At 68.8% G+C, this 26211-nt stretch carries 29 protein-coding genes; 27 read left to right on the plus strand and 2 right to left on the minus strand.

From position 1 onward, the window contains the following. Positions 1-37: 37 nt before the first annotated feature. Both WBL06_RS06970 and WBL06_RS06975 read left to right on the plus strand, forming a co-directional pair. Positions 38-448, plus strand: coding sequence for a thioredoxin family protein (locus tag WBL06_RS06970; RefSeq protein ID WP_424455260.1), 411 nt, complete (start codon positions 38-40; stop codon positions 446-448). A gap of 6 nt (positions 449-454) precedes the next feature. Next, positions 455-1204: a cytochrome c biogenesis CcdA family protein gene (locus WBL06_RS06975; protein WP_424455261.1), complete on the plus strand. Its 750-nt coding sequence runs from the start codon at positions 455-457 to the stop codon at positions 1202-1204. A 20-nt stretch (positions 1205-1224) separates the two neighbouring features. Here WBL06_RS06975 and WBL06_RS06980 read toward each other — a convergent pair whose 3' ends face one another. After that, complete coding sequence (locus tag WBL06_RS06980) at positions 1225-2358, minus strand: calcium:proton antiporter (protein WP_424455262.1); 1134 nt, start codon at positions 2356-2358, stop codon at positions 1225-1227. 101 nt (positions 2359-2459) lie between these two features. Between WBL06_RS06980 and WBL06_RS06985 the strand changes: the two genes are divergently transcribed. Both WBL06_RS06985 and WBL06_RS06990 read left to right on the plus strand, forming a co-directional pair. After that, a complete protein-coding gene (locus tag WBL06_RS06985) occupies positions 2460-3011 on the plus strand; it encodes a type 1 glutamine amidotransferase domain-containing protein (protein ID WP_424455263.1) in 552 nt (183 codons plus the stop codon). A 445-nt stretch (positions 3012-3456) separates the two neighbouring features. Beyond that, complete coding sequence (locus tag WBL06_RS06990) at positions 3457-3582, plus strand: hypothetical protein (RefSeq protein ID WP_424455264.1); 126 nt, start codon at positions 3457-3459, stop codon at positions 3580-3582. Here WBL06_RS06990 and WBL06_RS06995 read toward each other — a convergent pair. Then, positions 3579-4130, minus strand: coding sequence for an OsmC family protein (locus tag WBL06_RS06995; protein ID WP_424455265.1), 552 nt, complete (start codon positions 4128-4130; stop codon positions 3579-3581). The genes WBL06_RS06990 and WBL06_RS06995 overlap by 4 nt on opposite strands. Before the next feature lie 150 nt (positions 4131-4280). Between WBL06_RS06995 and WBL06_RS07000 the strand changes: the two genes are divergently transcribed. The 23 genes from WBL06_RS07000 (at position 4281) to WBL06_RS07110 (ending at position 26115) form a co-directional block, all read left to right on the plus strand. Beyond that, positions 4281-4988: a TetR/AcrR family transcriptional regulator gene (locus WBL06_RS07000; protein WP_424455266.1), complete on the plus strand. Its 708-nt coding sequence runs from the start codon at positions 4281-4283 to the stop codon at positions 4986-4988. Positions 4989-5026: 38 nt separating this feature from the next. Beyond that, positions 5027-5941 (plus strand): ABC transporter ATP-binding protein, encoded by a 915-nt coding sequence (locus WBL06_RS07005; protein WP_424455267.1) that lies wholly within the window; start codon positions 5027-5029, stop codon positions 5939-5941. Then, positions 5934-6731, plus strand: a complete 798-nt coding sequence (locus WBL06_RS07010) for an ABC transporter permease subunit (RefSeq protein WP_424455268.1) — start codon at positions 5934-5936, stop codon at positions 6729-6731. The genes WBL06_RS07005 and WBL06_RS07010 overlap by 8 nt, the downstream gene beginning before the upstream one ends. 69 nt (positions 6732-6800) lie before the next feature. Beyond that, positions 6801-7226 (plus strand): DUF1761 domain-containing protein, encoded by a 426-nt coding sequence (locus WBL06_RS07015; protein ID WP_424455269.1) that lies wholly within the window; start codon positions 6801-6803, stop codon positions 7224-7226. A gap of 513 nt (positions 7227-7739) precedes the next feature. Beyond that, entirely contained in the window at positions 7740-8120 is a 381-nt protein-coding gene (locus tag WBL06_RS07020) for a DUF1622 domain-containing protein (RefSeq protein ID WP_424455270.1), read from the plus strand. A gap of 211 nt (positions 8121-8331) precedes the next feature. Further along, positions 8332-8634, plus strand: a complete 303-nt coding sequence (locus WBL06_RS07025; protein WP_424455271.1) for a helix-turn-helix domain-containing protein — start codon at positions 8332-8334, stop codon at positions 8632-8634. 5 nt (positions 8635-8639) lie between these two features. Next, the gene (locus WBL06_RS07030; protein ID WP_424455272.1) at positions 8640-9050 is read left to right on the plus strand and encodes a hypothetical protein; all 411 of its coding nucleotides are present in this window, start codon (positions 8640-8642) and stop codon (positions 9048-9050) included. A 75-nt stretch (positions 9051-9125) separates the two neighbouring features. Continuing rightward, entirely contained in the window at positions 9126-9989 is an 864-nt protein-coding gene (locus WBL06_RS07035; protein WP_424455273.1) for a GntR family transcriptional regulator, read from the plus strand. Positions 9990-10172: 183 nt separating this feature from the next. Beyond that, positions 10173-11141, plus strand: a complete 969-nt coding sequence (locus tag WBL06_RS07040) for a sugar phosphate isomerase/epimerase family protein (RefSeq protein ID WP_424455274.1) — start codon at positions 10173-10175, stop codon at positions 11139-11141. Beyond that, positions 11138-12853, plus strand: a complete 1716-nt coding sequence (locus WBL06_RS07045; RefSeq protein WP_424455275.1) for a dihydroxyacetone kinase family protein — start codon at positions 11138-11140, stop codon at positions 12851-12853. Before WBL06_RS07040 ends, WBL06_RS07045 begins: the two co-directional genes overlap by 4 nt. Before the next feature lie 91 nt (positions 12854-12944). Then, on the plus strand, positions 12945-13919 hold the full coding sequence (locus WBL06_RS07050) for a tripartite tricarboxylate transporter substrate binding protein (RefSeq protein WP_424455276.1): 975 nt from the start codon (positions 12945-12947) through the stop codon (positions 13917-13919). Next, positions 13919-14476 (plus strand): tripartite tricarboxylate transporter TctB family protein, encoded by a 558-nt coding sequence (locus tag WBL06_RS07055; protein ID WP_424455277.1) that lies wholly within the window; start codon positions 13919-13921, stop codon positions 14474-14476. Before WBL06_RS07050 ends, WBL06_RS07055 begins: the two co-directional genes overlap by 1 nt. Before the next feature lie 8 nt (positions 14477-14484). After that, a complete protein-coding gene (locus WBL06_RS07060; protein WP_424455278.1) occupies positions 14485-16008 on the plus strand; it encodes a tripartite tricarboxylate transporter permease in 1524 nt (507 codons plus the stop codon). Between the two features lie 23 nt (positions 16009-16031). After that, the gene (locus tag WBL06_RS07065; RefSeq protein WP_424455279.1) at positions 16032-16514 is read left to right on the plus strand and encodes a ribose-5-phosphate isomerase; all 483 of its coding nucleotides are present in this window, start codon (positions 16032-16034) and stop codon (positions 16512-16514) included. After that, entirely contained in the window at positions 16511-17527 is a 1017-nt protein-coding gene (locus WBL06_RS07070; RefSeq protein ID WP_424455280.1) for a 4-hydroxythreonine-4-phosphate dehydrogenase PdxA, read from the plus strand. The genes WBL06_RS07065 and WBL06_RS07070 overlap by 4 nt, the downstream gene beginning before the upstream one ends. Then, positions 17524-18264 (plus strand): triose-phosphate isomerase family protein, encoded by a 741-nt coding sequence (locus WBL06_RS07075; RefSeq protein ID WP_424455281.1) that lies wholly within the window; start codon positions 17524-17526, stop codon positions 18262-18264. Before WBL06_RS07070 ends, WBL06_RS07075 begins: the two co-directional genes overlap by 4 nt. Next, a complete protein-coding gene (locus tag WBL06_RS07080; RefSeq protein WP_424455282.1) occupies positions 18261-18674 on the plus strand; it encodes an SRPBCC family protein in 414 nt (137 codons plus the stop codon). The genes WBL06_RS07075 and WBL06_RS07080 overlap by 4 nt, the downstream gene beginning before the upstream one ends. Positions 18675-18788: 114 nt before the next feature. Further along, a complete protein-coding gene (locus WBL06_RS07085) occupies positions 18789-20189 on the plus strand; it encodes a GH1 family beta-glucosidase (protein ID WP_424455283.1) in 1401 nt (466 codons plus the stop codon). Positions 20190-20250: 61 nt separating this feature from the next. Continuing rightward, positions 20251-21492, plus strand: coding sequence for an extracellular solute-binding protein (locus WBL06_RS07090; protein ID WP_424455284.1), 1242 nt, complete (start codon positions 20251-20253; stop codon positions 21490-21492). 77 nt (positions 21493-21569) lie between these two features. Then, positions 21570-22451 (plus strand): carbohydrate ABC transporter permease, encoded by an 882-nt coding sequence (locus WBL06_RS07095; protein WP_424455285.1) that lies wholly within the window; start codon positions 21570-21572, stop codon positions 22449-22451. Further along, positions 22444-23301: a carbohydrate ABC transporter permease gene (locus WBL06_RS07100; RefSeq protein WP_424455286.1), complete on the plus strand. Its 858-nt coding sequence runs from the start codon at positions 22444-22446 to the stop codon at positions 23299-23301. Before WBL06_RS07095 ends, WBL06_RS07100 begins: the two co-directional genes overlap by 8 nt. 23 nt (positions 23302-23324) lie before the next feature. Then, positions 23325-24854: a glycoside hydrolase family 5 protein gene (locus WBL06_RS07105; protein ID WP_424455287.1), complete on the plus strand. Its 1530-nt coding sequence runs from the start codon at positions 23325-23327 to the stop codon at positions 24852-24854. Between the two features lie 13 nt (positions 24855-24867). Further along, positions 24868-26115, plus strand: a complete 1248-nt coding sequence (locus WBL06_RS07110; RefSeq protein WP_424455288.1) for an ROK family transcriptional regulator — start codon at positions 24868-24870, stop codon at positions 26113-26115. Positions 26116-26211 lie beyond the last annotated feature (96 nt).

Raw genomic sequence — 26211 nt, forward strand, 5'->3', positions numbered from 1 at the left:
CGCTTCGTCGCGCCGCCCGGATCCGCCCTCGCCGATAGTGTCGGGACACGGACAGGCGGTTCCGACGTCTGGTCCCCCCGCCGCAGAAGAGACCCCCGCGCCCGAGGAATCCACTCCAGAAGAGTCCGCTCCGAGCAGCACGGCAGGTGCTTATGTCGACTACAGCGACGACGCGATCGCCCGGGCCGAGGGCCGGGTGCTGCTGTTCTTCCACGCGCCGTGGTGCCCGCAGTGCCGGTCGGTCGAGAGCGACATCCTCGCGCAGGGCGTTCCCGACGGGCTGACGATCATCAAGGTCGACTACGACAGCCGGCAAGACCTGCGGCAGCAGTACGGCGTCACCTTGCAGACGACATTCGTCGAAGTGGATGCCGACGGCACCGAGTTGCAGAAGCACGTCGCGTACGACGACCCGCACCTCGACGCCGTCGTCGCCGCGATGCTGTAGGCCGGAATGCTCGGCCTCACGATCGTCTCGTTCGTCGCGGGCGTGCTCACTGTCGCGGCTCCCTGCGTGCTGCCGCTGCTGCCGGTGATCATCGGCGGCTCGATCGCCCGCACGTCGGCTGACGGCACGGTCGCCGCGCGACAGTGGTACCGGCCACTCGTCATCTCGGCATCCCTCGCGATCTCGGTGGTCGCGTTCACGCTGCTGCTCAAGGCGACGACAGCCCTGCTCGGAGTGCCGCAACTGGTGTGGCAGATCATCGCGGGCGTCATCCTCATCGCCTTGGGGCTCACCCTCGTCTTCCCGTCGCTCTGGGAACGCCTGATGCTCGCCACCGGCATCCAGAACCGCGCGGGCGTCGCCCTCGACCGCTCGTCGCGGCGCGGCGGGATCGGCGGCGATATCCTGCTGGGCGCGGCGCTCGGCCCGACCTTCTCGGGTTGCTCGCCCACCTACGCGCTCATCGTCGCCACCGTGCTGCCCGTGTCGCTCGGAGAGGGACTCGTCTACATCGTCGCCTACGCCGTCGGACTCGCCGCGACCCTGCTTCTCGTCGCGCTGCTCGGGTCGGCGCTCGCGCGAAAGCTGGGCTGGCTGAACCGACCCGACGGCTGGCTCCGCCGCATCGTCGGGGGGTTGCTCGTGCTCGTCGGTATCGCCGTCATCCTCGGGCTCGACAAGCTCGCCCAGGCGTGGATCCTCGAGCAAGGCTGGTACGACCCGATCGAGCAGCTCGAACGTCGCCTGTTCGGCTGACCGGCCGGGTAACGCCGCCGCTACGGCGAGATCGCGAGGAACACGAACGCGAGCAGCAGTACGAGATGCACGACCCCGGCGAGCCGGGTCGCACGCCCCGGCACGATCGTCAGGATCGATACGACGACCGTGATGCCGAACAACACCAACTGAACGTCGCCCAACCCCAGGGTCAGCGGCCCCGGTAGCCAGATCGAGGCGACGGCGATCGCCGGAATGGTGAGCCCGATCGACGCGATCGCCGAGCCGATGCCGAGGTTGAGGCTCGTTTGCATCCGATTGCGCAGAGCCGCCTTCGACGCCGCGAGACCCTCGGGCAGCAGCACGAGGCTGGCGATCACGATGCCGACGAACGCGTGCGGGATGCCGGCCGCCGACACTCCTGCCTCGATGGCCGGTGAGACGGCTTTCGCGAGTCCGACGACGGCGACGAGTGAGAGAAGCAGCAGGGCACCGCTCACGGCGGTCGCGCGGTTCGACGGCGGGTCGGCGTGGCCGTCGCCGTCGGCATCATCAGCGGGCTGCCGGATCGTCTTGCCATCGAAGCCGACCGGAAGGAAGAAGTCGCGGTGGCCGCGGGTCTGGGTGGCGACGAATCCGGCGTAGAGCAGCAGAGAGACAATCGCGACGAACGCGAGTTGCACCTCCGAGAAGCGGTCGCCCGGCTCGGAGATGGTGAAACTGGGCAACACGAGGGTGAGGGTCACCAGGGTGACGACGACGGCGAGCGCCGCGCCCGCCCCCTCTGCGTTGAAGCGTGGGAGCCCGTGGCGCAGACCGCCGAGCAACAGCGAAATGCCGACGATGCCGTTGAGGGTGATCATCACCGCGGCAAACGCGGTGTCACGAGCGAGCGTCTCGGTGCCCTTACCGCCCACCATGAGCGTGATGATGAGCGCCACCTCGATGACCGTGACCGAGACCGCGAGGATGAGGGAGCCGAACGGCTCTCCCACCCGGTGGGCGACCACCTCGGCGTGATGCACGGCGGCGAGGACGGCGCCGATCAGCAGCACCCCGGTCAGAACAACCGCGACGACCTCGAGTTGCCGGTCCCAGGTGAGAACGAGGGCGACAACGGCGACCGCGGGGACGGCGACAACCCACCTGTTCCCTACGGTCGCGGCCCAGCGGGCGGCGAGTGGTCGTTCCATGTCGGGCCCCTCGTCGTCGACTCCCAGGCTACCCGGGGTCTGTCAACCCGGTTCACCTGGGCGGGATGGTTCTTAGCGTGGAGGTGACGAAAGGACGAACCATGACGAAGAACGTCGATGGAAAGACCGTCGCGTTCCTGCTCACCGACGGTTTCGAGGATTCGGAGCTGACCGAACCGTGGAAGGCCGTGCGCGAAGCCGGTGGCACCCCCGTGCTCGTGTCGCCGAAGTCGGGCGGCCTCCTCGGCAAGAAGGGCCACCAGCAGGCGGTCGACCGGCTCGTCGCCGACTCCCAGGCGGAGAGCTTCGACGCGCTCGTGCTGCCGGGCGGGGTCGTGAACGCCGACCACCTTCGGATGGACGACGACGCGGTCGACTTCGTGCGCGGCTTCTTCGAGCAGAAGAAGCCGGTCGCGGTCATCTGCCACGGCGCGTGGATCATGACCGATGCGGATGTCGTCGACGGTCGCACCCTCACCAGCTACCCGAGCCTGCGCACCGACCTGGTGAACGCCGGCGCGACCTGGGTCGACGAGGAGGTGTGCGTCGACAACGGTCTGGTGTCGAGCCGCACCCCCGACGACCTCCCGGCGTTCTGCCGGAAGCTCGTCGAAGAGGTCGCCGAGGGCGTACACGAGCGGCAGCACGCCTGAGCCACCGACCCAACTCTCGGAAATCCGACCGTTCGTCGACCAGACACCGATGAACAGCCGCGATTCCCAGAGTTAGGTCACCGCGCGCGCGGCGCGGCGTCGCAGGAGGGTGCGCTCCACGAAGGTCCACGCGCCCGACACGGTGAGATACAGGGTCGCGGCAAGGGGCACGAAGAGCGCGATGACGACGGTCGCGAATGACAGCCATCACCGCCATCAGGCCGAGCGGCGCGAGAAGTGTCGGGCCGGGAACGGCCAGCATCGCGGTGAACGAGTTTCCCAGGGGAGCCCCGAGCAGCGTCTCGCCAAGCAGATTCTGGAGTCGGAACCCGAAGCGTGGGGACTCGCGGTGCTGCTGACCTGGCTCAGTCCCGGGCGCCCGCACGTGTCGTTCGGATGCCGCTGGGCCGCTTCCAGCTCGGGGCCGCGATCCAATCGGTGCACTGTGACCGCCCGCGCCGGCCGGGTCGACTCCGAGAAGCTCGTGCAGCCCTACCGCGGACTCGTCGCCATCGCGCCGACCCGCGGCGCGCAGGACGGCCTCGCCGCCGCCCTGCGCCGCTCGCGTTAGGCCTTCGTGACGACGGTCGTGACCGGCGTGGCGTTTTCGAAGAGGTCGAGCACGGGGCAGTGGGCGTCGACGGCCTGACGCAGCTCGTCGTAGCGCTCGGCCGACTCTGGGCCGCTGATCGCGATGTTGAGGCGCACCGCTCCGAAGCCGGCGCGCACCGACTCGTCGATGCCGAACAGGCGGCGCGCATCCAGGTCGCCTTCCGCCTTGATGTCGATGTCGTCGACCTGGATGCCGAGCGCCTGCGCGTAGAGGCGGTAGACGACGACCTGGCAGGAGATGAGGGCCGCGAGGGCGTACTCGACCGGGCTCGCGGCGACGTCGTCACCGGCGAGGGCGGCGGGCTCGTCGATGACGAACTCGTGCTTGCCGGCCCGGATCGCGGTCGCGACGGCACCGCGGCCGGCGCCGTGCACGGTGTACGTCAGGTACGCCGAAGCGGTGTCGGCGGCGATGCGGTCACTCCACGCGGCACCCGCGGCGGTCAGGCGGTCGGCGCGCTCGTCGGCGGTCGAGGTGGGAACGGAAACGGTGTCGAGAAGGGTCATGTCAACGACGCTAGGCACCCGAGCGCAGGCGCACCCCGGGCGTGACGAACGTGGTCGAAGTGTGACGCAACACAACGAAAATCTTCGTAACGAGCGCCCCATCGGCGACCCCCTTGCCACCGCACTGAACAATCGTTTAGCATACTGAACGTGCGTTCAATCGCCTCCGACGACCTCACGACCCGCGCGCGCATCCGCGACGCGGCGATCGTGCTGTTCGGGCGCGACGGATTCGCGGCGACGAGCGTGCGGGCGGTCGCGACGGCCGCCGGGGTGAGCCCCGCCTTGGTGCTGCACCACTTCGGGTCGAAAGACGAGCTGCGCGCCGCGTGCGACGAGTTCATCGTCGACGCCGTCATGGGCCACAACGACGAACTCGGTATCGTCGCCGACAGCGCCGCCACGATGCAGAAGTGGCTCGCCGACGTCGACCAGTTCCGCCCGCAACTCGACTACCTGGCGCGGATGCTCACCGACGACGGCCCCGGCGCCGACAGACTCTTCGACCTGCTCGTCGAGAGCACGACCCAGATGATCCGCGGCCAGGTGGCGGCGGGAATCATGCGCGAGACCCCCGACCTCGAGGTGACGGCGCTCTACCTCACGACCTACGGCATCGTGCCCGTCATCCTCGGACGACAGATCGGGCGCCGGATGGGCGCCGACGGCATGACTGTCGACGTCATCCGCCGCTCGACCCTGCCCATTCTCGACCTGTACACCCACGGCCTCTACACCGACGACCGCTTCCTCGTCGCCGCCCGCGAGGCGCTCGACCGCACCAGCGGGCCGAGCTCGGGCAAGGGCGACAACGACCCGCATCAGGATCCCGACCCGCCTGCCGCGCCGGCATCCTGATCGTTCTCTTCCACCCATTGTTGAAAGGAGCACGGGGAATGCCCCCTGCCATCCGTACTACCGAGCTGAGCAAACGCTACGGCTCGCACACCGCCCTGCACGGGCTCGACCTCACGATCGAACCCGGCACCGTCTTCGGCCTCATCGGCCCGAACGGCGCCGGCAAGACCACGACCTTGAGGATGCTGCTCGACATCATCCGTCCCACGGGCGGGCACGCCCGCGTGCTCGGCGAAGACCCGCGTACCGCAGGCCCCGCCCTGCGCCGTCGCATCGGCTTCGTGCCCGGCGAGCTGCGGCTCGAGGGTCGCGTGAAGGGTCGGGCGCTGCTCAACCACTTCGCCGACATCTCGGGGCCGGTGGCTCCGGGAGCGATCGACGCGCTCGCCGAACGGCTCGGGCTCGACCTGAGCCGCCAGGTGCGCCAGCTCTCGAAGGGCAACAAGCAGAAGCTCGGGCTCGTGCAGGCGTTCATGCACTCCCCCGAACTGCTCGTGCTCGACGAGCCGACGAGTGGGCTCGACCCGCTCGTGCAGCGCGAGTTCATGACGATGGTGCGGGAGGCCCGCGACAACGGGCAGACCGTGCTGCTGTCGTCGCACGTGCTGAGCGAGATCCAGCAGACCGCGGATGTCGTCGCGGTGCTCAGCCAGGGACGCGTCGTCGCCGAAGGCGCCGTCGAGTCACTGCGGCTCGCCAGCATCCGCCGGGTGCGCGCGGGCCTCGCCGACACCACCGAGGATGCCGTGCGCACCGCGCTCGGCAAGCTCACCCACCTGAACGAGGTCGACGTGCGCACGGTCGGCGAGGTCGTTCGCGTCACGGCGACCGTGAACGGCGACATCGACGCGGTCGTGAAAGAGATCGCCCGGCACCGGGTGGTCGACCTCGCGGTCGAAGAGCCCGACCTCGAGGAATCCGTGTTGAGCCTGTACGGAGGTCAGAATGCGTAAGCCACTGCCGGTGTTTCGTCGCGCCCTCGCCGACTCGTGGCGTTCGCTCATCGGCTGGACGATCGGCGTCATCGGGGTGCTGTTCATGTACCTCCCGCTGTTCCCGAGCCTCGGCGGCGCCGAGATGGAGGAGATGATCGCCAACCTGCCCGAAGAGATGGTGAAGACGCTCGGCTACGAACAGATCGGCACCGGCGCGGGCTACGCGCAGGGCACCTTCTTCGGGCTCATCGGGTTCCTGCTGCTCACCATCGCGGCGATCTCGTGGGGCTCGGCGGCGATCGCCGGCGCAGAGGAGTCGGGCAAGCTCGAGCTCAATCTCGCCCACGGAGTGAGCCGAACGCAGTACGCGCTCGAGTCGGCCCTGGCCGTACTGGTGAAGCTGATCTGGCTGGGCGGGGTCGCGACGCTGATCGTGATCGCGCTCAACGAACCGTCGGAGCTCGGAATCGAACCGGCGCACGTCGTGGCGGCATCCGCTGCCCTGGTCGGACTGACCATGCTCTCCGCGGCGTTCGCGCTCGCGGTCGGCGCCCTCACCGGGCGGCGCAGCATCGCCACCGCCGCGGGTGCCGGCGTCGCTGTGCTGGGTTACGTGTTCAACGCGATCGCGAACCAGAGCGAGGATGCCGAACCGTTGCGCGCGGTGTCGCCGTACGCGTGGGCGTATGAGAACAACCCGCTCCTCGACGGGGCGGACTGGGCCGGACTCGGCCTGCTCTGGGGCCTCGCGGCGCTGCTGGTCGCGGTGTCCGCGGTGGCCCTGCGGAGGCGGGACATCACGGGATAACACGGCATGTGGGGCTCGGCGCTAGGCTCTGACCGACTCAGCGCCGAGTCCCCATCCTGAGGAGCCGAAATGACCGTTCCCGCCATCAACTACATCGCCGTGCTGCTCGCCACCCTGTCGAGCATGATCGTCGGCACCATCTGGTACACGCCGAAGGTGTTCGGCAACCACTGGATGAAGATGTCGGGCGTCACCCCGTCGGGCAACAGCAAAGATGCCATCCGCCCGATCGTCATCACCCTCATCGTGAGTTTCATCACCGCGTGGGTGCTCGCCGGTGCCGCCTGGATCTCGTTCGACTTCTACGGCGGATCCTTCCTGGTCAACACGCTGCTGACGGCTGCGATCCTCTGGGCCGGTTTCACCGCCGCCCGGTTCATCACCCACGACCAGTTCGACGGCCGCCCGCCCGGGCTCACCCTGCTCAACTCGGCGCACGAGCTCGTCACCGTGCTGGTGATGGCCCTCATTATCGGAGTCTGGCCCCCCGCCTGAGCCACTGCGTGGGTTGAGTAGCTCGATGGTGGGCCCCGAATGGGGCCCTTTCGCAGAAACTCAGAGTGGGTGATCCTCCCCCTTCGGGTCGGTGAACTTCTCGGGGGCATCCATCGGTTTCGTCGACCAACCCTGGAATCAGGACGCCTGCAAGGGCGCCACGGTTCATCTGGCCTACGTCACGACCTGACCCGCGGCCCTCCCGCTGGTCGAGTAGCGGCGCCCAAAGGGGTGGCCTGTACCATTCGGCAACGCTGGACCGAGCATCGCGGCCCTAGCCGACCCAACCCGCCGAGCCATCGTCGAGCAGTCGCGCCGCGGACCGGCGAGCGTGAGCGACCCGGCGGCGCGGCATCCGATGGCGCTCCCCTCGTTCATGAAGCACGATTCTTGACGAGCGGCTGGAAGCCTTCGTCACGGCATAGGTCGAGGGCGGCCCGCGCGGTCGACTTCCCTCGCCGGCCCTGCCTACGATGACAGCAGGCCAGGGTTCGACCGCAAGTGATCAGGGGGATGCCCGAGATGTTCGAAGAGACGACGTTCCGGGCGGGCGCGCAAGTGGTGACGACGGTGCTCGAAGCCCTCGGCGTGGCGGTACTCGTGGTCGGCGTCGCGATCGCCTTCATCCGGGCCGCCATCGACCTGATGCGCCGTCACGACGATGTCTTCGTCCAGTTGCGACGCCGGCTCGGCAAAGGCATCCTGCTCGGCCTCGAGGTGCTCATTGCAGGCGACATCGTGCGCACCGTGGCGGTCGACCCGAGCCTGCAGGGCGTCGCCGTGCTCGCGCTCATCGTGCTCGTGCGCACCGTGCTGAGTCTCGTGCTCGAGCTGGAGATCTCGGGGCGTTGGCCCTGGCAGTCGGACAAGCAGGGCTCACCCGTCACGAAGTAGGGCGTGCCTCAGCGAAGCTCGCCCGTCCACCACTTGCGAGCCTGAGCCGGCGCAGCGCCTCGGGCAACTCAGAACGCAAGCGTGACACCAACGCCGCAGGCCGGTAGTCGTCGGCATCCTGACACCGATGGCACCGTTTGTTGCACTATGGCTAGAATACTGCTCATTATCGCTCTCAATGATTAGATTTCTAGCCATAGGAGCAACGATCATGTCGACGCGTTCATCCGTTCTCACCGAACGCGACCTCGGCGCGCTCGGACAGAACGTACGTCGCTGGCGAAAGCTGCTCGGGTGGACTGCCGAGATCGCGGCCGAACGTGCCGGCATCACGCGCACCACCCTGCGCGCCATCGAGAACGGTGAGAGCGTGCGCAGCGAGAGTCTCATGTCGGTTCTCAGCGCGCTGGGAATTGCGGGAACGGTCGTCCAGGCGACCGACCCGCTCAACAGCGACCTCGGCCGATTGAACGCCGAGCGGATGCTGCCCAAACGAGTCAGCGCGCGTCGGTAGGCATCATGGCTACCCCGATCGAACGCGTGTCGGTACACGTGCAATTGCCGTCGGGCGAAGACGTTCTGGCGGGCGAGGCCACCAACCTCACCGCTCCCGGCTTTCAGCAACGCGCGCTCGGATTCGAGTACGACCTCGGCTACCTGACCAACCCGGCAGCGTACGAGCTGTCGCCCGACCTTCCCCTGCAGCGGGGCATCACCACCACGATGATGAACCGAACCACCCTCGGAGCCTTCGCAGACGCGATGCCCGATAGCTGGGGTAGGGGATGCTCCGGGCGGGGATGGCTGGGAAAGGTATCGGCTCGCTGGGGTCGTCGCGTACCCGATATCCGCCGACGGCAATCTCGTCCTCTCCTAGGTGACGGTTATGGGCCCGGTGCGGATCTGACAGCTGCAGTCCCGCAAGAGTGATCGCCCGCTCGACCGAAGAGAATTCTGCGCCTCTGTTACTCACCGCTTTTCGAATGGATCGTCGGCAACCCCACCGTGGGTGCCCGCGTCGGCGGCGGCTACCGCTTCACCTTCGGCCCCGAAGCCGGCGGCGACCCGCCACCTCGAAAGGACACCGACACGATCGCCGAGCCCGGTCTCGCGGAACAGTCGTGTGCCGACGGAATTCGCCGAAGCATCGGCCCATGGGAAGCTACCCGCATGGATCCAGCAGGGGCGTCGCCACCGGGGAATCGGCGGCCGACCCGCACCTCGCTGGCCGACAGTGTGTACGACATCCTTCTCGCCCGTCTCATGGAGGGTGCGCCGGAGCCAGGTGAGCAGCTCAACATCGACGGACTCGCCCGAGCGCTCGAGGTTTCGCCGACCCCGATCCGGGAGGCGCTCGCGCGACTCGAGTCCACGGGTCTCGTGACCCGTGCTGCGCTCAAGGGGTATCGCGTAGCGCCTCTCTTCACAGCCCGCGAGATCGATGACCTGATGGATGCGCGGGGCGTTATCGAGCCAGTCAACGCGCGCCTCGCGACCAACCGCATGACATCCGGCGTCATCTCCAAACTCGCGGTGACCATCGATGAACTGGCCGAGAGCCCCCGCGGGCCGAGTTTCACGGAGATCCGAGAGTACTGGGCGGCCGACGAACGCTTCCACAACATCATCGCCGAACACGCCGACAACGAGTTCCTGCTCTCGGCCTACCGGGCGCTCGGCGGGCACGTCCAACGGTTCCGGCTGTTCGGAGGTCTGGGGGTCACCGACGCGGATGCCGCGATCGCCGAACACACGTCGATTCTCACTGCCATCGAAGCGAGCGATGCCGAAGCGGCTCAGCGGGCGATGGCGGCGCACATCAGCTCTGTGAAGACGCGCGCGCGCCAGGACCGCCAGGCGCGGCGCTAACGTCCGACCGACTCGCCAGCGCCAGCGCCAGGGCGACGTGGATCCCGCGTCTGAGCAACACCGTGCGTGATCACGCCACCGCTTCGATTCAGCAGGGAATTTGACAGGTCGGGCCTGATCGTGGATCCTATAGGCAACAGGATCTACGCCGGGCTGAGGCCCGCGTTCTCACGAAGAGGTGACATGACGAGCAGTCTGGCGGCGCGGTCGATTGCGGCCGGCATGGTCCAAGCGCCCCTCGCGACGCCGGCCGGCGTGCGCATGTTGGACGCCTCCCCCGACGACTGGGTGCGCGTCTTCGACGAATTCGCAGCAATCGGTTTCGACGCCATCGAGATCCACGACAACTGGCTGCGCTTCGCCGACCTGTCAGTCGAGCGCCGACGCGATCTGCTTCACAGCGCTCGCTCTTCCGGACTCGCCGTCCCCGCCGTCACCGTCGCACGCTCGAGCATCATCGATCCCGTGGACGGGGCGGCGAACCTCGCATACTCGCACCGCGCGATCGATGCCGCCGCTGAGCTCGGCGCGGGAGTGATCTGCCTCGGGCTGCACCGCCCCCTGCTCCCCGCCCAGCGCTCCGCTCTCTGGTTCTGGGCCGAACAGGGGTCCGTGGATCCCGACGACGACGAGGTGTGGGCGGCCGCCGTGCGCGGCTTCCGCGACCTCGGCATCCACGCCGCCGGGGTCGGCGTCGCGGTCTCGCTGGAACTTTACGAAGACACCTACCTGGGGACGAGCGCGAGCGCGGTCCGGCTGATTGAGGAGATCGGGCTCGACACCGTCGGCCTCAACCCCGACCTCGGCAACCTGATCCGACTGCACCGCCCGGTGGAGCGCTGGGATGACCTGCTGCGCGCGACGCTGCCGTATGCCAACTACTGGCACGTCAAGAACTACCTGCGCGACGAAGACCCGGCGAGCGGGCAGATCACGACCTCTCCGTCGTCGCTCGAGTCGGGCATCATCAACTACCGTGACGCCACCCGTCTCGCCGCCGAATCCGGATACCCGGGGATCTTCACCTGCGAGCACTACGGCGGCGACAGCCTTGGCGTGAGCGCGCGGAACCGCGACTACCTGCGGTCCCTGCTGATCGCGGCGGACCGCTCGACGGCTGCCGCCCCCATCGGGCTGACGGAGCGATCGTGACGAGCACTCGCACCGTTGCGGCATCCTTCGCCGACGAGATGCTGCGCGGTTTCGCCGCAGCCAACACGGACCTCGTCCGGATCGTCGACGGAGGAGTCGTGCGCCGCAGGGCCCTGCCCGATGGCCGAGTCGCCCTCGTGGTCGGCGGCGGATCCGGACACTACCCGGGCTTCGCCGGCGTCGTCGGATCCGGACTCGCGGCGGGTGCCGCGTGCGGCAACATCTTCGCCTCGCCATCGGCAGGCCAGGTGTTCCGGGTCGCGCAGGCCGCGCAGCGCGGAGGCGGGGTGCTGCTCGTCTACGGCAACTACATGGGCGACGCACTCAACTTCGGGCAGGCCGAGGAGCGCCTGCGTGCGGTCGGGATCGACACGCGCACCGTGCGGGTGACCGACGACATCGCGAGCGCGGATGCCTCAACGCGGGAGCGTCGTCGTGGCATCGCCGGCGATCTCGTCGTCTTCAAGCTGGCGGGAGCGGCCGCGGAGAGCGGCGCGAACCTCGACGAGGTGGAGAGGATCGCGCGCCGTGCGAACGAGCGAACCCGAACCCTCGGGGTGGCGTTCTCGGGCTGTACCCTTCCTGGCGCGACGGCTCCGCTCTTCGACGTGCCCGCTGGACGGATGGCGATCGGGCTCGGGATCCACGGCGAGCCCGGGCTCGACGAGGTCGATGTGCCGACCCCGGAAGCCCTCGCCGCACTCCTGGTCTCGCGCATCGTCGCCGAAGCGCCCGCCCAGCCGCCATCCCGGGTGGCGATCGTGCTCAACGGCCTCGGCTCGCTCAAGTACGAAGAGCTGTTCGTGATCTTCGGGTACGTGCTCGACGAAGTCACGGCCGCCGGTCTCGAGGTCGTCGCGCCCGAGGTCGGCGAGTTCGTCACCAGCCTCGACATGAACGGTCTCTCGCTCACGGTCACCTGGCTCGATCCGCAGCTAGAAGCGCTCTGGGCCGCCCCGGCGCTCTCCCCCGCGTACCGCAAGATCGCGGTCGCCGCGCCCGACGAGACCACGAGCGAGCATCCCGAGATCGCGTTGCCCGTTCTCGCCGCCCCCGAACCGAACGTCTCTCGCGCCACCGTCGTGCAGGTCGCCGCGATCGCATGTGCGGTCGCCGACATGCTCGAACGCGACGAAGCGGAGCTCGGCGCCCTCGACGCGCTCGCCGGCGACGGCGACCACGGAATCGGGATGTCGCGGGGCGCGGCCGCAGCCGCCACCGCCGCCGAACGGGTCGCCAACCACGGGGGCGGCCTGGTGGCCCTGCTCACCGAAGCCGGTGACGCGTGGGCCGAGCGGGCTGGCGGCACCTCCGGCGCACTCTGGGGGATCGCCCTCACTGCCGCCGCCTCCTCGCTCGCCCGCGAAACCCGGGTCGACGTCGCCGCTGCCGGCCGGGCAGCTCAGGCCGCCGTGGATGCCGTGGTGCGGCTGGGCGGCGCTCAGCTCGGCGACAAGACCCTCGTGGATGCGGCCGCGCCGTTCGCGGCTGAGCTCGCAGCGGCCGGCGCGAGGGGAGCGAGCTCGCGCGACGCCTGGGCTGCGGCCGCCACCCAGGCGCGGACGGCCGCCTCCGGTACGGCTCAGCTGCGGCCCCAGGTCGGGCGCGCCCGAGCGCACGTCGTGCGCAGCATCGGCCACGTCGACGCGGGGGCCGAGTCCCTCGCCCGGGTGATCACGACGATCGCCGAGGAGTTGGCATCGGCGAGCTGAGAGAGAAGGCTTCGGGTACGCGTCGTGACGTGCACCCGTGGGGCGGACGTGGTCCGCAAGAAACATCCCCCATTGAGAGAGGAAAACGACGATGAAGTCACATAGCAAGAAGGTTCTGATCGCGGCGCTAGCCGGGCTGTCGATCACCGCGCTCATAGGCTGCACGGCTCCGGCGGCCGACGACGGTACCGCCGAAGAGTTCACCCCGACCGGCGACGTGCGGATGGTGGTGCCTTTCAGCGCGGGAGGCGGAAGCGACACTTCGGGTCGCGCCATCGCGGCTGCGCTCGAGTCGATCACGGGACTGAACATCTCCACCGAGAACCGCGAAGGCGGGTCAGGAGCGGTCGGTTACAGCTACTTCCTGTCGCAGGAGGGGAAGGACAACTTCCTGCTCGCGTCCGAGACGGCGTTGCTCGCCCTTCCGCTCACGCAGGACGTCGAGTTCGACTACACGAGCTTCACGCCCATCATGAAGCTCGGCGACGACTTCACGCTCATCGTCGTCGCCGCCGGCTCGCCCTACGAGTCGTGCACCGACGTCGTGGATGCGGCCGAGTCGGGACGGGTGGTCGCCGCTGTCTCGGGTGCCACGAGCCTCGACCAGATCGTGTTCACCCTGATCGAGCAGGACCAGGGTGTCGCGTTCGATCGGGTGCCATTCGAGGGCGGCGGCGAGGTCGTCGCGGGACTGCTCGGCGGCTCGGTCGACGTGGGATCGCTCAACCCGAGCGAGGTGCTGGGGCAGATCGAGGCCGGTGAGCTGCGTGCGTTGTGCGCCGTCGCCGAGACCCGGTACGACTTCGAGGCTCTCGCTGACATCCCGACCGCGAAGGAGCAGGGCATCGATGTCGCGTACGCCCAGTTCCGCGGCTTCATCGCCCCCGGTGGGATCAGCGACGAGGCCAAGGCCTACTGGATCGCCGCGGCCGAGGAGTTCGCTCAGACCGACGAGTACGAGGCTTACCTCGCCGACAACCTGATGCAGGCCAACGCGCTATACGGTGACGACTTCGCCGACTACCTCGCCAGCAACAGCGCCGCGCTCGAGAGCGTCATCGGCTAGTGAACGCCACGACTCCTTGGCGGCTCGGGCTCGTCGCCACATCGATCCTCACCTTGGTGGGTGTCGCGGCGGCGATCGTCGGGGCGACCTACGGAGTCTTCGGTGACGACGGGCGGGTAGGGCCCGGCTTCCTGCCGACCCTCACCGCCTCCGTCGTCGCCGTCTGCGGCGGGATCGACGTCGTGTTCCGCCTGCGGGCGCGGCGGCGGTCGGCTTCGGCCGACGCCGCCGTGCTCGCGGACGAGATCCCGCCCGCCGAACCCGATGCGACCGATGACGCCGTCGTCGACGACCTCGACATCTTCGGTCGCAGTGGGCGTCAGCGAACCCGGATGCTGTTCGCAGTTCTCGGGATCGTCATGGTGGCCTTGCTTCTCGTGCCGATCATCGGCTTCCTCCCGGCGTTCGCGATCGTCCTGGTCGGCTGCTCGTTCTTCGTCGAACGGCGCAAGCTCCTGCCCAGTCTCCTGGTGAGTGGAACCGCGCTCGTGGCCGCCTACCTGATCTTCGGAGTCTTCCTGCGAGTCCCCCTCCCCGTCAGCATTCTCGGAATCTAGGAACGCACGTGTTCGACAATCTGATCCTCGGCTTCCAGACCGCGTTCACTCCCGAGAACCTCCTCTGGTGCTTCGTCGGAGTGCTCGTCGGCACCGTCATCGGGCTGCTGCCGGGCCTCGGCAGCACGACCGGTGTGGCGATCCTCATCCCCCTCACCCTCACCCTCGAACCCGTCACCGCGCTCATCATGCTCGCCGGCATCTACTACGGCGCCCAATACGGGGGCACGATCACCTCGGTGCTCATCTCGACGCCCGGCGAGGCGTCGAGTGTCATCACCACCCTCGACGGCTACCGGATGGCGCGAAACGGCCGGGCAGGGGCCGCGCTGTCGATCAGCGCGATCGGGTCGTTCGTCGCGGCGCTGATCTCGCTGTTCCTGCTCATGCTGTTCGCGCCGGCCTTCGCCGACATCGCGATCCAATTCGGGCCCGTCGAGAACCTCGCGATCATGATCCTCGGAGTGGTGATCGTCATCACCTTCGGCGGCGGGTCGTTCGTGCGCGGTCTGCTGATGGCGGCCCTCGGCATCCTGATCTCGACGGTCGGCGTGGCCACCGGGTTCAGCGACGCGCGCTTCACCTTCGGCAACATCAACTTGCTCGGCGGCATCCCGTTCGTCGAGGTGATGATCGGACTGTTCGCGGTCGGCGAGGTGCTCCACCAGATCCGGGTGGGCGCCGCGGCACCGATCCGCGCGCGATTCAAGGATCTGCTCCTCACCAGGTCGGAGCTCAAACGCAGCACCGGGCCGATCCTCCGCGGAAGCGGCATCGGGTTCCTCCTCGGAATCCTCCCGGGCGCCGGTTCGACGCTCGCGTCGTTCCTCGCCTACGGCATCGAGAAGCGCGTCTCGCCCCGCGGCAAGCAGTTCGGCACCGGGATGATCGAGGGCGTCGCCTCACCCGAGAGCGCGAACAACGCCGCGGCGAACGCCAACTTCATCCCGACTCTCGCCCTCGGCATCCCGGGCGGCGCGACGACGGCCGTGCTGCTCGGCGCGTTCACCATCTACGGTCTTCAGCCCGGCCCGCTGCTCTTCGACACCCAGCCCGCACTCGTGTGGGGCCTTCTGGTGTCGTTCTTCATCGGCAACGTGCTGCTGCTCGTGCTCAACCTGCCGCTCGCCCCGGTGTTCGCACAGATGCTGCGCATCCCCTACGGCTACCTGTATCCGCTCATCCTTCTGACGAGCTTCGTCGGGGCCTACGCCATCAGCAACAACATGTTCAGCGTGTGGCTGGTGCTCGTGTTCGGGCTCGTGGGCTTCGCCTTCAAGGAGCTGAGCCTGCCACTTGCGCCGTTCGTGCTCGGGATCGTGCTCGGTCCTCTGCTCGAGAAGACGATGGTGCAGACCTCGGCGATCGGCGAGGGAAGCTTCGCGGTGCTGTTCCAGAGCCCGATCGCCGTCGGCGTTCTCGCCTTCGCCTTCGTCATGGCGCTCGGCCCGTGGGTCGTGGGTCGGGTTCGGGCGCAGATCGCGCGGCGGGGCGACCGCAGCACGGCGACTCAGGACACCCCCCAGCCATGACCACCCCACGATCGGACGACCAGATGAACACCCCACTCCGGATCGTCATCGGAAGCGATGACGCCGGCTTCGACTACAAGGAACGCCTCAAAGCGGACCTGCTCGGCGACGCGCGGGTCGCGAGCGTCGTGGATGTCGGCGTCGACGCTGCGTCGCACACCGACTACCCGCACGTGGCCGTCGCCGCGGCGCGGATGGTCGCCGCCGGTGACGCCGACCGGGCCCTGCTCGTCTGCGGCACCGGACTGGGCGTCGCGATCGCGGCGAACAAGGTTCCCGGCATTCGCGCGGTGACCGCCCACGACAGCTTCTCGGTCGAGCGGGCCGTGCTCAGCAACGATGCCCAGGTGCTCACAATGGGGCAGCGCGTCATCGGGATCGAGCTCGCACGCCGCCTGGTCCGCGAGTGGCTCGACTATCGTTTCGACCCGACATCACCCTCGGGCAGCAAGGTGGCGGCGATCGCCGCCTACGAAACCGACGGCGAACGGAGCTCCGGACGATGACCTCGCACACCGAACGACGCCCGCGGATCGCGGTCGCCCTCGGCGACCCGGCCGGCGTCGGCCCCGAACTCGCGGCGCGCCTGCTGGCCCGCCCGGCGACATTCGACAACGCCGACGTCGTCGTGCTCGCCGACTCGTCAGAGCTAGCCGACGCCGCGACGATCGCCGGGGTGACCCCGCTCGTCAGCGCCGAACCCGCACCGGTCCGAGCGCTGCTGCTCGACGACGGGTCGTACCCGGCGGAGCCGATCCCCCCGCGCGTGGTGAGCGCGGCCGCCGGCGCCCGCGTCATGCACCAGCTGCACCGCGCGCTCGCGATGGCACGCGCCGACGAGATCGACGCCATCCTCTTCACTCCGCTCAACAAGACCAGCCTGAAGCTCGCCGGAATGGACCACGAAGACGAGTTGCGGTGGTTCGCCCACGAACTCGGCTACGACGGGCCGACGTCGGAGCTCAACATCCTCGAAGGTCTGGTCACGGCGCGCGTGACCTCGCACATCGCCCTCTCCGAGGTGGCACCACTCATCACGAGCGAATCGGTCACGTCGATCATCGTGTTGCTCAACGAGGTGCTGAAAGGTTCGGGCATCGAGCGTCCGCGCATCGGCGTGTGCGCGCTCAACCCGCACGGCGGCGAGAACGGCAACTTCGGACGCGAGGAGATCGACGAGATCGCTCCCGGGGTCGCCGCCGCCGTGTCGGCCGGGGTCGACGCCCACGGGCCCTTCCCCTCCGACACGATCTTCGCCGCCAAGCGTCACGAGTTCGACGGCATCGTGACGATGTACCACGACCAGGGGCAGATCGCAATGAAACTGATCGGGTTCGACCGCGGCGTCACCGTGCAAGGCGGGCTGCCGATCACCATCGCCACCCCCGCGCACGGGACGGCGTTCGACATTGTGGGGCAGGGCATCGCGAACCTCGGGGCCACCGAGCACGCGTTCGACCTCGCGGTGGCGATCGCCGCGCGGCGCCTCAACGCGGCGGCATCCCCGCGACCGCGGTGAGAACCCTGCGGATCGGGGTGAGCCTCAAGGCCTACTTCGGATATCGCGCCTCGATCTCGTGGCTTGAAGCGGCGATCGAACTGGCCGCAGCTTCGCCGGCCGTACGCGACGGGAGCGTCGAGGTCTTCCTCGCGCCCAGCACTCCCCTGCTCGAAACGGCGGTGCGCCTCTCCCGCAACACCCCGATCGTCGTCTGCGCCCAGGACTGCTCCGTCTGGCCCACCGGGGCGCACACCGGCGAGACCACGGCCGAGCTGCTCGCCGAGATGGGTGTGTCGATGGTCGAACTCGGCCACGCGGAGCGCCGGCGCGACCAGGGGGAAACCGACGCGGTCATCGCCCGCAAGACCGAGGCTGCCACCCTGTGGGGCCTGACGCCGCTCATCTGCGTGGGCGAACCGGAACGCGGAACCCCGGCGGACGCCGCCCGCGTCTGCCTCGACCAGCTCACGCGGACGCTCGAGCCCGCTGCCCCCGCGCTCATCGCCTACGAACCCGTCTGGGCCATCGGAGCCGACCACCCCGCCGATCCGGGGTACGTCAGCGAGGTCGCGACCGCGCTCCGGGAACACCTCGGGGATCGCGAGCAGCGCCCGATCCTCTACGGCGGCTCCGCCGGTCCCGGCCTCCTGCACTCCCTCGGCCCCGCGGTCGACGGGCTGTTCCTCGGGCGATTCGCGCACGACATCCGCAACTTCGACCGGGTTCTCGACGAAGCCGCCGCGGCGGTCGCATGATTCGACGCTACGACGCAGCTCCGGATGCCGTGTGGGCCGCCTGGACCACCGAGAGCATCCTGCGCACCTGGTACTCGCCGCTGCCCGACTGGATCGTCGGCAACGCCACCGTGGACGTGCGCGTCGGCGGCGGCTACCGCATGACCTTCGGCCCCGAGCCCGAGGGCGACCTCTACATCGAAGAGGGCACCTACACGGTCGTCGACCCGATCACCCGCCTGGGCTGGGACAGCCGCCTCACCGGCGACGGCGCCTCGGAGGCGAGCCGGATCGACCTCACTTTCACCCCTGACGGTGATGGCACGATTCTGGATGTCGTCGAGTCCGGGTTGTCGGAGGATTCTGTCGCCGACCACGAGATGGGCTGGACGGGTGCCCTCGACCGGCTCGAAGAATTGCTCTCGAAGTAGCGGTCGGAGCCGGGTGCCCCCGGCAGGTGAGCAGAGTTGCGTACTTTTCTGCGGGCTTATAGTATGACGTGACGAAAGTCTCCACGTCGTACCCGAGCTCGAAGAAGACAACCGATGACGCTTGCCGCCCGCCTCGCTGCGGAACCCCTGCTGTCCGACTCGGACGCCTTCCCGTCGCACTTCCGGTGGGGTCTCGCCACCGCCGCGTATCAGATCGAGGGTGGGGCGACCGAGGGCGGACGCGGGCGGAGCATCTGGGACACCTTCGCGCACACCCCGGGGCTGACTCTCCATGGCGACACGGGTGACGTCGCCTGCGACCACTATCACCGCTGGGCTGCCGACCTCGACCTGCTCGCCGATCTCGGCGTCACCGATTACCGCCTCTCGCTCTCGTGGTCGCGGCTTCAGCCACGCGGCGAAGGCGCGCTCAACCCCGAAGCTGTCGCGTTCTACCGCACGCTGCTTTCCGGGCTGCGCGACCGTGGCATCCGCCCGCTGGTGACGCTGTACCACTGGGATCTGCCGCAACCACTCGAGGATGCCGGTGGCTGGCCCGTGCGCGCCACCGCCGACCGGTTCGCCGACTACGCCGACCTCACCGTGCGCACCCTCGGCGACCTCGCCGACGACTGGGTAACGCTCAACGAGCCGTGGTGCAGCTCGTTCCTGGGCTACGGGTACGGCGCGCACGCGCCCGGTCGTCGCGACTGGGATGCCGCCGTCGCGGCCGCGCACCACCTCAACCTCGCCCACGGGCTCGCCCTCGCGCGCATCAGGGCCGCCCACCCGCTCGCACGGGTCGGCATCACCAACATCGTGACCGACCTGGTGCCCGCGTCCGACTCTGCCGCCGATCTCGCGGCCGTCGAGCGCCTCGACGCCGCGAGCAACCGGGTGTTCCTCGACCCCGTGTACCTGGGCGACTACTCCCCCGCCGTACACGCCGCGCTGCCGGCGCTCGCCGCGGTCGTTCGCCGCGGAGATCTCGCCGTCATCGGCGCACCCGTCGACTTCGCCGGCATCAACCACTACCAGCGCGTCGTCGTGCGCCACGCCGACGGCGATGGGCCTCTGGATCTCGTCGAGACGGCCGCCGAGCCGGCCACGACATCCTTCGGCTGGTCGGTCACGCCTGACGCCTTCCGCACGGTGCTTGAGCGGGTCGCGCGCGAGTTCACCCCGCTACCGATCTACGTCACCGAGAGCGGCGCCAGCTTCGACGACTACGTCGACCCGGATGGCGTGGTCGCCGACCACGAGCGCGTCGCCTACCTGCGCGGTTACCTCGACGCGGCCGCGGCCGCGATCCGGTCGGGTGTCGATCTGCAGGGGTACTACGCCTGGTCGTTCCTCGACAACTTCGAGTGGGCAGAGGGCTACGGCAAGAGATTCGGACTCGTCTACGTCGACTACCGCACGCAGGAGCGCATCCCCAAGCTGAGCGCCCACTGGTACCGGCAGGCGATCCTCGAGCACCGAGCCCAGGCGAGCGTGGCGACACGTTCGGCCTGAAACATCGGGAGCGCCGCTTCCGTGCACCACAATCCCAATCACAGGAATGAGAGGAATCTCGATGAAGAGGACCTTCACGCGCACCCTCGCCGCTTTCGCGGTCGTGGGAATCGCGGCAAGCCTCGCGGCTTGTTCGACCCCCAGCGGAGAAGGCGACGCCGACGGCCCGCTGACCGTCTGGATCATGGGCGACTCGGGCGCCAACTTCGAACAGCTCGTCGCGCCGTTCACGGAAGAGACCGGGATCGAGGTCGAGGTGGTCGCGATCCCGTGGGACGCGATCGACGAGCGACTGACGACCGCCGTCGCCTCCGGTTCCGGGCCTGACCTGCTGCAGATCGGACTGTCGAAGCTGCGCACGTTCGCCGACGCCGGCGCCCTGCTGCCCCTCGACGACCACCTCGCCGACTACCCGGGCCTCGCGGCCGAGAACTTCCCCGACGGCGTGGCCGAGGCCACCCAGGTGGGCGGCGAGACGGTGAGCGTGCCGTGGGTGAGCGACACCCGCGTGCTGTTCTACCGGTCCGACATCCTCGAAGAGAACGGCATCGACGCCCCGCCGGCGTCGTGGGACGAGCTGCGTGAAGACGCCGCCGTTCTCGCCGCTCGCGGAGACGGACAGTACGGCTACTACATCCCGCAGTGGGACAGCCCGCTTCCCGTCATCATGACGTGGGACTTCGGGGGCGACATCATCGATGCCGACGGCAACGTCGACTTCGACACCCCCGAGTTCGCCGAGGCGGTCGACCTGTACACGGGTCTCTACGCCGACGGCAGCGTGCCGACCAACTCCGACTTCGACCAGACGCAGGGATTCATCTCCGGCGTCACCCCGATGTTGGTGAGCGGCCCCTACCTCGCCCGGTCGATCGCGGATGCCGCCCCCGAGCTCGAGGGCAAGTGGAACGTCACGATGGTGCCCGGCGCCGACGAGAAGACGTCGCTGTTCGCGGGCTCGAACATGGGCGTCTGGCACAACACCGACCAGGTGAACGGCTCGCTGGACCTGCTCGAGTACCTGTCGAGCGTCGAAGCCCAGCTGTCGTGGTTCGACATCAACGGCGAACTGCCGGCCGTCTCGGCCGCACTCGAAGACTCGAGCCTGCAGAGTGACCCGCTCGTCGCGGTCTACTCGCAGCAGCTCGCGGACTCGAAGGTGCTGCCGCTCGTTCCCAACTGGGACGGCGCGACCGGATCCGACCTGCTCACCGCGCTCAACACGATCGTGCTGACCGGTGCCGACCGCGACGCGACGCTCGCGGAGCTGTTCAGCAAGACCGAAGGCGTGTCGATCGGTTGACCCGCCGGTGCGGGGCGCGCTCGCGCGCCCCCCACCACCCCTTCCTCACCCATAGCCGACACGAAACGGAGGACCGCATGCGACGCGCATCCGTCATTCCCTACGTGTACGTGTCGCCGGCCATCGTTCTGCTGCTCGCCTTCGGCATCCTGCCCATCGCGGTCGCCGCCGCCGTGAGCCTCACCGACATGAACATCTCGGGGCTCGCCAACTGGGGCAACGTCGACTTCATCGGTGTCGACAACTACGTCGCCCTCGCGAACGACCCCGACTTCTGGCGCGCGCTCGGCAACACCGGGCTGTTCGTCGTCGTCGGCGTTCCCGCGATCGTGGTGCTCTCGCTCGGCATCGCGCTGCTGCTCGAGCGCAGCGGGGGTCGCTTCGCGCGGGCACTGCGCTCCTTCTACTTCGTGCCGGCGGTCACCGGCATCGTCGCGATCTCGCTTGTCTGGGGTTACCTCTACAACACCCAGTTCGGGCTCTTCAACTACCTGCTCTCCCTGGTCGGCATCCCGCAGGTGCAGTGGCTCTCCGACCCGGTGCTCGCGAAGTTCTCGGTCGCGCTCGTCGCGATCTGGCGCGGCACGGGGCTCAACATCATCATCTTCCTCGCGGCGCTGCAGGGCATCCCGCACGAGTATCGCGAGGCCGCGGCTCTCGACGGCGCGAGCACGTGGCGCACGACCCGGTCGATCGTGCTGCCGCTGCTCGGATTTGCGATCTTCTTCGTGACCGTCACCACGACGATCGCGTGGCTGCAGTTCTTCGACGAACCGTTCGTCCTCACCGACGGCGGCCCGCTCGGCGCCACGACGTCGATATCGATCTTCATCTACAAGGAGGGCTTCCGGCTCAACCAATTCGGCTACGCGAGTGCGGGATCGCTCGTGCTGTTCGCGATCATCGCGGTCATCACGGTCGTGCAGTTGCGGCTGAGGAGGCGGGATCTCGATGGCTGACCGACGCTCCCGCCGGCCCCTGCCGCCCGAGGCGCAGCGGCGTCGTGCCGTCTCGCTCTCGATCGGGCTCGTGCTGTTCGTCGGCGCCCTCGCGGCGGCGTTCCCGCTGCTCTGGATGGTCGCGGGCTCGTTCAAGCCGCAGCGCGAGGCGATCGACTTTCCCCCGACCCTGCTTCCGGTCGAGCCGACCTTCGACAACTACTTGCGGCTCTTCACCGAGCTCGACTTCGGTCGGTATCTCGGCAACACCGTGATCGTGGTGCTGATCGGCGGCTTCGGGCTGCTGTTCATGGCCATGGCGGGCTACGGATTCGCGAAGTTCCGGTTCCGCGGCAAGGGGGCGCTGTTCTTCCTCGTGCTCGCGACCCTCATGATCCCCGTGCAGGTCACGATGATTCCGACGTACCTCATCCTCAACGGGATGAAGCTCACCAACACCCTCGTCGGCATCGCGCTGCCGACGCTCGTGAGCGGATTCGGGGTGTTCCTGTTCCGGCAGTTCATGTCGACGATCCCCGACGAGGTGCTCGAGGCCGCCCGCGTCGACGGGGCGGGCGAGGTGCGCACCTTCTTCCAGATCGTGCTGCCAATGTCGAAGCCGATCCTCGCCGTGCAGGCGGTGCTCGCCTTCATCACCGGCTGGAACTCGTTCCTCTGGCCGCTCATCATCGCGAGCGACCAGAACCTGTACACCCTCTCGGTCGGGCTCTCGCTGCTCAACCAGCAGCTCGCCGTCGACCCCGCGCTGCAGATGGCGGCCGCGTCGGTCATGGTCGTGCCGGTGCTGCTCGTCTTCGTCGTCTTCCAGCGCTACGTCGTTCAGGGCTTCGCGCTGTCCGGGCTCAAATGACCCTTCTCTTACAGGAGCTTCTCGTGACCACCCCTGCTTTCCCGCGCCGTCCGGCATCCTTCGACGGGTTCGTGCGCGCCCAGGAGGGTCGGCTGGTCGACGGATCGGGGCGCGACCTGCTGCTGCGCGGCGTCGGCCTCGGCAACTGGCTGCTGCCCGAGGGCTACATGTGGCGGTTCGGCCCGGGCGCCGAGTCGCCCCGCGAGATCGAGGCGCTCGTCGAGCGACTGGTCGGCCCTGCTGCGGCGAGCGAGTTCTGGGTGCGATTCCAGGATGCCTTCATCACCGAGGCGGACATCGTGCGCATCGCCGAGAGCGGCTTCGATCACGTGCGCCTGCCGATCAACGCGCGCGTCATCCAGAACGAGAACGGCTCGATGATCGAGAGCGGGCTCGCGCTGGTCGACCGGCTCATCGGGTGGTGCCGAACACATCGGATCTGGGTGCTGCTCGACCTGCACGGCGCCCCCGGCGGCCAGACCGGCACCAACATCGACGACTCGCTCGGCAAGCCCGACCTGTTCCTCGACGAGCATCACCGCCGCAACACGCTCACCCTGTGGCGCGAGCTAGCATCCCGATATGCCGGTGACACGACGGTGCTCGGCTACGACCTGCTCAACGAGCCGCTGCCCAACGAGTGGCAGCACCGGTTCGCCGGCGAACTCGCGGAGCTCTACCGCGACCTGACGCGCGAGATCCGCGCCGTGGATGCCGACCACCTCATCATGTACGAGGGCAGCCACTGGGCCACGAACTGGTCGATCTTCACCGAGGTGTGGGACGACAACTCGGCGCTGCAGTTCCACAAGTACTGGTCGAGCCCCGACCGGGCGAGCATCGCGCCGTTCCTCGAGGCCCGCGACCGGCTCGGGTTGCCGATCTACATGGGCGAAGGCGGCGAGAACACCCTCGAGTGGCTGTACACCGCGTTCCGGCTGTACGAGGCCGAGGGGATTGGCTGGAACTTCTGGCCGTGGAAGAAGGTCGACACCCGCACCTCGCCGGCGTCGATCAACGCGCCTGAGGGCTGGGATCGAATCATCGCCGCGATCGACGGGGCGGCGCCCGAGGATGCCGCACGTATCCTCGATGATCTGCTCGAGGCCATGCGCATCGAGAACTGCGAGTGGCGCGAGGATGTCGTCGCGGCGATCACGGGGGTGCGGCCGCGCGTCATCCCGGCGTGGGGCTTCGGCTTCCGCGGGGCCTCCGCGTCGTACTCGGTCGCCGCCGGGACCCCGATCGCGGGCATCCGCGCCGACGACGCGACCGGCATCCGGTTCGCGACTCCGGGCGCCAACCCGGCCAACCCGTTCGAGCAGTCCGACGGGCGTACCTACCTACCTGAGGAACGACTCGTCGTCGACCTGGCGCCCGGCGACTGGCTCGAGTTCGAGATAGAGGATGCCGAAGCGGCGGCCGTGCGCGCGTTCGGGCCGGGCGGCGAACTCGACGGGGTGCGGGTCGAGCGATCATCGCGCGGCATCCGCCTCGTCGCCGAACACGCGGTCACCGTGACTCACCTCGAACTCGGGAGTCCGGGTGGTTGATATCTTCGGGTCCATGGTCGACGTGAGATCGGGACGCACCGGCGGCCCCGCGCCCGAATCGGCGAACGTCACCTCCCTGCGGCAACGCAACCGCGCCCTCGTGCTCACCCACGTGCTGCAATCCGGCCGCACCAGCCGGGGCGACCTCGCCCGCGAGTGCGGGCTCTCGCTGGCGTCGGCGACCAACATCGTGGGCGACCTCGTCGCCGAAGGGCTCGTGCACGAAACGGGCTCGATCGCGTCGCGCGGCGGTCGCCCGATCACCGTCGTCGAGCCGCGTCCCGAGGGCGCCTACCTGATCGGCGCCGACGTCGGCGAGCGCGGCGTCGCCGTCGAGCTCTTCGACCTGAAGATGACCCGCGTCGACCGGGAGTTCCGCGGCGGGCGCGACGACGAGACTCCCGAGACGATCGCGCACGACCTCGACGACGCGCTCGAGGCGTTGCGGGAACGCAACCCCGCCGCCTGGCCAGCCCTCGCGGGCGTCGGCCTCGGCCTGCCCGGCGTCGTCGAGACGGCGGCCGACGGGTCGCAGACTCTCTACGCGCAGAGCCTCGGCTGGCCTCCGGTCGCTGTCGGCGACCTCATCCACTTCGACGGCCCGGTGTCGGCCGAGAACGGCGCGAAGACCCAGGCGATGGCCGAACTCTGGTTCGGCGCTGCCCGCGGTGTGGAGCACGCCCTCGTCGCGCTCCTTGGCCGGGGCGTCGGCCTCGGCATCATCGCCGACGGCCGGCTTCAGCACGGCTCGATGAGCACCGCTGCGGAGTGGGGCCACACCAAGATCGAGCGCTACGGGCAGGTGTGCCGGTGCGGCAATCGAGGCTGCGTCGAGGCCTACGTCGGCGCCGACGCGATCCTCAACGCCTGGCGGGCGACGGGAGCCTCCTTCGAAGGCAGCGGATGGGGTGCGCTCGGCTCGCTGCTCGACGCCGTCGACAAGGGCGACCCGGCCGCGACGGGGGTGCTGGATGACGTCATCCACTCCCTCGGCGTCGCCCTCGGCAGCCTCGTGAACCTCACCAACCCGCAGCGCGTCGTCATCGGCGGATGGGTGGGAGTTCGCCTCATGGAGCAGCACGCCGCCCGCATCGCCGACGCCACCAAGGCCAACGCGCTCACTCGCGCCGGCGAGCAGCTGGAGTTCGTCGCCTCGACCTTCGGCGGCGACACCGTTGCGGTCGGCGCCGCCATCATGCCCCTTGAGACGCTCGTGCGCGACGCGCGTCCGCGCCCGGGCGACGTGCCGAAATCGGCTTAAGCCACTACTTACTTCAAGTCGTAGACAAAGCCGGGTCGCGGTGCCAGACTGACTGGCGCGGGCACTCGTTGCCCGCGCCCACCCGCACCATCGCAG

The organism is Pseudolysinimonas sp. (assembly GCF_049651805.1).
In the GTDB taxonomy this organism is placed as follows: domain Bacteria; phylum Actinomycetota; class Actinomycetes; order Actinomycetales; family Microbacteriaceae; genus Pseudolysinimonas_A.